General features: G+C 43.8%; 7 protein-coding genes, 2 rRNA genes and 1 riboswitch. Of the genes, 8 read left to right on the top strand and 1 reads right to left on the bottom strand.

What is annotated here, in order from left to right; all coding sequences use genetic code 11:
- Nucleotides 1-322 (top strand): 23S ribosomal RNA (locus G6R09_RS18190); the annotation flags it as partial.
- 139 nt (nucleotides 323-461) lie between these two features.
- Nucleotides 462-577 (top strand): 5S ribosomal RNA (gene rrf, locus G6R09_RS18185).
- A 165-nt stretch (nucleotides 578-742) separates the two neighbouring features.
- On the opposite strand, the gene crcB is transcribed toward rrf, so the two are convergent.
- The gene (gene crcB, locus G6R09_RS18180) at nucleotides 743-1,126 is read right to left on the bottom strand and encodes a fluoride efflux transporter CrcB (protein WP_163923917.1); all 384 of its coding nucleotides are present in this window, start codon (nucleotides 1,124-1,126) and stop codon (nucleotides 743-745) included.
- Nucleotides 1,127-1,329: 203 nt separating this feature from the next.
- Between crcB and G6R09_RS18175 the strand changes: the two genes are divergently transcribed.
- The 6 genes from G6R09_RS18175 to G6R09_RS18150 all read left to right on the top strand — a co-directional run bounded on the left by G6R09_RS18175 (nucleotide 1,330) and on the right by G6R09_RS18150 (nucleotide 7,031).
- On the top strand, nucleotides 1,330-1,752 hold the full coding sequence (locus G6R09_RS18175; protein WP_065168402.1) for a universal stress protein: 423 nt from the start codon (nucleotides 1,330-1,332) through the stop codon (nucleotides 1,750-1,752).
- A gap of 123 nt (nucleotides 1,753-1,875) precedes the next feature.
- Nucleotides 1,876-1,973, top strand: a riboswitch (TPP riboswitch).
- A 118-nt stretch (nucleotides 1,974-2,091) separates the two neighbouring features.
- Nucleotides 2,092-4,002 (top strand): phosphomethylpyrimidine synthase ThiC, encoded by a 1,911-nt coding sequence (thiC, locus tag G6R09_RS18170; RefSeq protein WP_163923915.1) that lies wholly within the window; start codon nucleotides 2,092-2,094, stop codon nucleotides 4,000-4,002.
- Nucleotides 4,003-4,005: 3 nt separating this feature from the next.
- On the top strand, nucleotides 4,006-5,289 hold the full coding sequence (gene thiE, locus G6R09_RS18165) for a thiamine phosphate synthase (protein WP_163923913.1): 1,284 nt from the start codon (nucleotides 4,006-4,008) through the stop codon (nucleotides 5,287-5,289).
- Nucleotides 5,270-6,052: a HesA/MoeB/ThiF family protein gene (locus G6R09_RS18160; protein WP_255454585.1), complete on the top strand. Its 783-nt coding sequence runs from the start codon at nucleotides 5,270-5,272 to the stop codon at nucleotides 6,050-6,052. Before thiE ends, G6R09_RS18160 begins: the two co-directional genes overlap by 20 nt.
- Complete coding sequence (gene thiS, locus G6R09_RS18155; RefSeq protein ID WP_065177073.1) at nucleotides 6,053-6,265, top strand: sulfur carrier protein ThiS; 213 nt, start codon at nucleotides 6,053-6,055, stop codon at nucleotides 6,263-6,265. It abuts the gene before it with no gap.
- Nucleotide 6,266: 1 nt separating this feature from the next.
- Entirely contained in the window at nucleotides 6,267-7,031 is a 765-nt protein-coding gene (locus tag G6R09_RS18150; RefSeq protein WP_163923909.1) for a thiazole synthase, read from the top strand.
- Nucleotide 7,032 lies beyond the last annotated feature (1 nt).

Raw genomic sequence — 7,032 nt, 5'->3', positions numbered from 1 at the left:
GTTTAGAACGTCGTGMGACAGTTCGGTCCCTATCTGCCGTGGGCGTTGGATGATTGAGAGGGGCTGCTCCTAGTACGAGAGGACCGGAGTGGACGAACCGCTGGTGTTCGGGTTGTATCGCCAGATGCATTGCCCGGTAGCTAAGTTCGGAATCGATAACCGCTGAAAGCATCTAAGCGGGAAGCGAGCCTCAAGATGAGTCATCCCTAGACCTTTAAGGTCTCTAAAGGGTTGTTGAAGACTACAACGTTGATAGGTCAGGTGTGTAAGTGCTGYGAGGCATTGAGCTAACTGATACTAATTGCCCGTGAGGCTTAACCATACAACACCCAAGGGGTTTTTCTTCTCCAAAGAGAAGAGACGGACTCTACAAACGCTTGAATGAMGTGTTGAGAACAAACTAGTTAGATTTTCCCAGATTGCTATTTATTGCCATAAGGCGATAAATAAAACAGAATTTGCTTGGCGACCATAGCGTTATGGACCCACCTGATCCCATGCCGAACTCAGTAGTGAAACGTAATAGCGCCGATGGTAGTGTGGGGTCTCCCCATGTGAGAGTAGGACATCGCCAGGCTTCAAATTTTAAAAGGCCATCCGTAAGGATGGCCTTTTTTCGTTTATAACGAAAAAATAATGATATAGATTAAGTTAGATATATCGTTTCCTACATTTCCTACATTTCCTGCATTTATTTAGATTAAAAAAACCGCCTTACGGCGGTTATATGTTTGAATGCTTATTAGCTTTTCATCATTAGTTGATAGCCAATATAACAAGCAAACAGACTGACTGTTACGTTAAGAACGATATTTAAGCCAGCTTTGATAAACTCACCTTGTTGCATCAGTACAACGTTGTCCATTGAGAATGTAGAGAACGTAGTTAACGCACCAAGGAAGCCTAAGCCGATAATAGGTCGCCATGGTGCAGCTTCAATCATTCCTTGATTTAGCCCCGACATTAATAGTCCCATAATTAGCGAACCAATAATATTGACGGTTAATGTTCCGTATGGGAAGCCACGGCCAAATAAAATAACGCAAAGCTCAGAAATTAAGTATCGTGAGCAGGCGCCGAATGCACCACCAATTGCGATGAATCCTAGTAATAAATATTGGCTCATTGGTATCTCGTTTCAGTTAAAGGTAATGATTAAAAGCCGTCATAATAATCGCTGTAGAGCTAGTTGGCAGTCTCGATAATTGCAATCATTGATTTAAGCGTATATTAAATTGTCAGCACATAGTTAGTTGTATAGCTACATTTATAGCATCATAATCACAACAAACAAATTCACTATTGAGCGTAGGCTCACGGAGATAAGCTATGTCGCTATATCAAACAATCTTACTTGCTGTTAATCCTGAAGATAAATATGCTCATAAATTAATGGTGAAAGCTGGTGTTATTGCTGAGCAAAATCACGCTGAACTACATATTGCTTATGTTGAACCTGGTGTGGGTAATGTGAGCTTTATTGATGTTGAGATTGAGCTACAAGAAGAGCATGACGTTATTGCTAAACAACGGATGTCACAATTATCTGAATTAGCTGCAGCTTCATCTTACCCAGTTGCAGGATTACATATTGCGAATGGTGATATTGCGAAACACCTAGAACAGCTTGCTGAAAAGGTAGAAGCGAAGTTAGTTATCACTGGTTATCACAAATCGAGCCTACATATTTTTGGTGATGTGAGTGAAACATTAGCAAAACACCTTAAGTGTGATGTACTCATTTCACAATAATCATTATGGTTGTTCAAATGAAATAAAAGCCGTGTTATTGCACGGCTTTTTGCTATCTGTCACTGTCTGCTGATTGCTTTGGTTAAAGACTTGTAGTGATCGCTGGAGTCTTTATACTTAGTTTCTTACTTGTCGGAGTGCCATATGGCTGAGACCGCATTGCGGGATCCGTTGAACCTGATCAGGCTAATACCTGCGAAGGGAACAAGAGGTTATCTTTACTTCATATCCTTTTTCAGGGATCACTGTATGTATTCGATTATGCACAATATGCTGCATAGCTCTTGTTTACGCCCATCTGCCAAGCACTTTTCCCTACTATGTTAAAAGGAAATTGCTGTGTCGAATCGCAAACAAGCGAGATTGGAAGCGAAACAATTTATCGAGTCATTAACGGCTCAACCTTTCCCTAATTCTCACAAAGTGTATGTCAGCGGTAGTCGCACTGATATTTTAGTGCCAATGCGTGAAATTACTTTAGCTGATAGTTTAGTCAGCGGTCCTAAACAAACCCCTGTTTTTGAATCTAACCAACCAATAAGAGTTTATGACACTTCCGGTTTTTATACCGATCCTGATCAGCCAATAGATATTTATCGTGGGTTGCCAACGGTCCGTCACAATTGGATTACGGAACGTAACGATACCGAGCTATTGGAAGGAGTCAGTTCTGATTATGCTCATGAGCGCTTAAATGATGAAACGCTGAATGACTTGCGTTTTTCCCATCGAGCACCGATTCGACGCGCGAAATTGAATCATTGTGTAACCCAGCTGCATTATGCTCGCCAAGGTATTATTACTCCAGAAATGGAATATATTGCGATTCGTGAAAATATGGGACGCGCACACTATGATGATGAGGTTCTAAACCAACAGCATTCAGGTATGAGCTTTGGCGCTAACCTTCCCGCGCAAATTACGGCTGAATTTGTGCGTCAAGAAGTGGCAGAAGGCCGAGCGATTATTCCTGCCAATATTAATCATCCCGAAGTTGAGCCAATGATCATTGGTCGAAATTTTCTAGTCAAAGTTAACGCCAATATTGGTAACTCTGCCGTTAGCTCTTCGATTGAAGAAGAAGTTGAAAAGCTGGTTTGGTCTACTCGTTGGGGTGGCGATACGGTAATGGACTTATCAACTGGACGTAATATTCATGAAACGCGCGAGTGGATCATCCGTAATAGCCCTGTTCCGATTGGTACGGTACCTATGTACCAAGCACTTGAGAAAGTAAATGGTATCGCAGAGAACCTAAACTGGGAAGTGTTCCGCGACACGCTATTAGAGCAAGCAGAGCAAGGTGTTGATTACTTCACCATTCATGCAGGTGTGTTACTTCGCTATGTACCTATGACGGCGAAACGGGTCACTGGTATTGTTTCTCGCGGTGGGTCAATTATGGCGAAATGGTGTTTAGCGCACCATAAAGAAAGTTTCTTGTATGAGCACTTCCGCGAGATTTGTGAGATTTGTGCTCAATATGATATTTCGCTGTCATTGGGCGATGGTCTGCGTCCGGGCTCTATTGCTGATGCTAATGATGAAGCGCAGTTTAGTGAGTTACGCACATTAGGTGAATTGACCAAAATAGCGTGGGAATATGATGTTCAGGTGATGATTGAAGGCCCAGGACATGTGCCGATGCATATGATTAAAGCCAATATGGATGAGCAACTTAAACATTGTCATGAAGCGCCATTTTATACTTTAGGGCCTTTAACAACCGATATTGCACCGGGTTATGATCATATTACTTCTGGTATTGGTGCGGCAATGATTGGCTGGTATGGCTGTGCAATGTTGTGTTATGTCACACCTAAAGAGCATCTGGGATTACCAAATAAAGATGATGTAAAAGTCGGCTTGATCACGTACAAGCTGTGTGCGCATGCGGCAGACTTAGCCAAAGGCCATCCTGGTGCTCAAGTTCGTGATAATGCTTTATCTAAAGCACGGTTTGAATTTCGCTGGGAAGATCAGTTTAACCTTGGCCTTGATCCACAAACTGCTCGAGATTATCACGATCAAACCTTGCCACAAGAATCTGGCAAAGTGGCCCATTTCTGCTCAATGTGTGGCCCTAAGTTTTGTTCAATGAAGATCTCTCAAGAGGTTCGTGATTACGCGAAAGAGTTGCAGCAAATAGACATTACTCTTACTGATAATGTCAGTGATGGAATGCAGCAGAAAGCGGCAGAATTTCGTGCTCGAGGCAGTGAATTATATCATCCTGCTAAAGAGGGCTAGTCAATGAATACCTTATCGTTACCCCAGCACTTAATGCCATTATTAATGTATATTGAGCCGCTATTAGTGCCAGCTCAGCTATACCAACTTGGCGATGAAGTGAATGTCACAATTAATAATGAACAGTTAATAAAGATTAAAACAGCAACTAAAGAGTGTTCATTAGCATTTAACTTTATTGCAGCAGAGAACGGTGACTTACAACCTACGTATCAAGTGCGCGATCAGTGGTTAGCACCTTTTGATGAGCTAGAGGTATTACGCGATAAAGTTGCTACTGATTCGAGTTTGATATTGTGTGGTTATCCAACTACTGATGGGTGTTTTGACCTTTGGCACCATCAAGGCCAAGCAAGAGCAACCTATTGCCATCATAGTGGTGCTAGTGAGGCTCAACGAGCCATGTTATTGGTGGCATTGGCGCTGGATTATCCTATTGATGATGCCTTGGTATTAGCACGTGCGCATGCTCGTAGTTATCAGGATCATAATTGTCGAGCGCAAGGTGAATTAGTGTGGCCGACAACAGCCAAGGTTTTTCCACGTGCGGTAGTAAGCCATGATTCTGAATTAGAACAATTTGGCAGTCACAGTAATGATAATGCGCTGGCACCATTTGCAAGTTTAGATCGCACTAAATTGGGACTTTACCCGGTGGTTGATAGCGTCAACTGGGTCGAGCGCGTATTAAAACTTGGTGTAACAACCACTCAATTACGAATTAAAAACCGCCATCAATCTGAGTTAGAGCAACAAATTCAGCAAGCGGTTGTGGCGGGAACAGCGTACCAAACTCAAGTCTTTATCAATGATTATTGGCTGCTGGCGATTAAATATCATGCTTATGGGGTTCACCTTGGGCAAGAGGATTTGGATAGTGCAGATCTGGCCGCTATTCAACAGGCTGGGTTGCGATTAGGAATATCAACCCACGGTTATTATGAGATTTTACGCGCTTTAGAATATCAACCGAGCTACATCGCATTGGGACATATTTTTGCTACCTCGACCAAAGAGATGCCGTCTTTGCCGCAAGGGGTGAGCAGATTAGCACTGTACCAAAAACTGATTGGTGAACGATGTCCTACCGTAGCCATTGGCGGAATAACAATTGAGCGTGCAGCTAAAGTGTGGCGCACTGGAGTAACGGCGGTGGCGGTTGTTAGTGCGATCACTCAGGCTAATGATCCTGAGGCTGCAATAGCAGAACTAAATAACATCTTGGTTGCTAATGTTGAGAATCAAGCTGGAGGAGCAGCCAGTGACAATTCAATCAGAGCTCTGTGATCGCGTTTTTGTACGTTACAGCCGCCAAATAATGGTGGCTGAAGTTGGTGAATTAGGGCAGGTTGCATTAACTCAAGCGCAGGTGTTGATTGTCGGTGCTGGTGGCTTAGGCTCTGCAGCTGCGATGTATTTAGCCGCTGCGGGGGTTGGTTTAGTGGTGATTGCCGATGATGATGAGGTTGAAATCTCTAACCTACAACGGCAGGTGATTTACCGTGAAGCTGATATTACTCACAGTAAAGCAGTTGCAGCATGCCAGCAGCTCAATGCACTCAATCCATCAATTCGCACGCGAGCGGTTCAAGCAAAATTAGCAGGACTCCAACTTGAGATCGAAGTTCAACAAGCGGATATCGTGCTTGATTGCAGTGACAACTGGGTTACCCGTTATGCGGTTAATCAAGCGTGTTATCAGCATCAAACACCACTGATTACCGGTGCGTCGATAGGTTGGCAAGGACAGTTACTTGCGTTTGATTTTCGGCAGACCTCACCGTGTTATCAATGTGTATTTCCATTGCGTAATGAAGTGTCGCCGCAAGATCAAAATTGTCGTAGTAATGGCGTGATGGGGCCTGTTGTGGGCACCATTGGCACCTTACAAGCGTTAAATGCGATTAAAACTATCATAGATGTTGGTGAGGTCGGGTTTGGTTTGCTGCAGCAATTTAATGGCTTAACAGGAAAATGGCAGCAGGTATCAGTCGATGCTGATTCTGCTTGCCCTGTGTGTGGTCAGCAAGAGCAAAGGGAGGTTGGATAAATGACTACCATGATAACTATTTGGTTGAACGATGAACCTATGTCTTGTGAGCCTGCGCAAACTGTTAATCAATTTGTTATGCAGTTAGATTTACCCATACAAGGTACAGCGGTCGCGATAAATCAGCGTATTGTCGCAGCAAGCGAGTGGTCGACAACCGTCATTGCTGATGGCGATCAGATCGCATTATTTCAAGCGATAGCAGGAGGTTAATATGTTGACCATTGCGAATAAAACATTCACATCACGATTATTTACCGGAACAGGTAAGTACGCTAATCGTGATGTCATGGCTGAATCGATTTTAGCGACAGGCTCTGAGCTCGTGACCATGGCACTAAAGCGGGTCAATATTGCTGAGCGTGATGACGATATCTTAGCGCCATTGATCCAAGCTGGAGTGAATTTACTGCCTAATACGTCAGGGGCGAAAAATGCCAAAGAAGCGATCTTTGCTGCGCAGTTAGCTCGAGAGGCATTGGGGACCAATTGGCTAAAATTAGAAATTCACCCTGATTCGAAATACCTGATGCCTGATCCGATTGAAACGCTAATAGCAGCTGAGCAGCTAGTAAAACAAGGCTTTGTGGTATTACCTTATTGTCATGCTGATCCTGTGCTTTGCAAGCGCCTAGAAGAGGTGGGTTGTGCAGCAGTGATGCCGTTAGGTGCGCCGATTGGATCGAATAAAGGTTTAGTTTCACGTGATTTTCTACGCATTATTATCGATCAGGCGCAAGTGCCGGTGGTGATCGATGCAGGTATCGGTGCGCCTTCTCATGCTGCTACAGCGATGGAAATGGGGGCTGATGCAGTGTTGGTCAATACCGCTATCGCAGCAGCAAGTGATCCGATTGCAATGGGGCGTGCATTTAAATTAGCTGTCGAAAGTGGGCGCATGGCCTATGAAGCCGGTCTTGCGGGTAAGGTCAATCATGCTATTGCATCAAGCCCATTAACGGCATTTCTTAATGACTAAG

The organism is Photobacterium sp. Alg240-V54 (genome assembly GCF_900537155.1).
Lineage (GTDB): Bacteria > Pseudomonadota > Gammaproteobacteria > Enterobacterales > Vibrionaceae > Photobacterium.
This window is presented reverse-complemented; position numbering and strand designations above follow the sequence as displayed.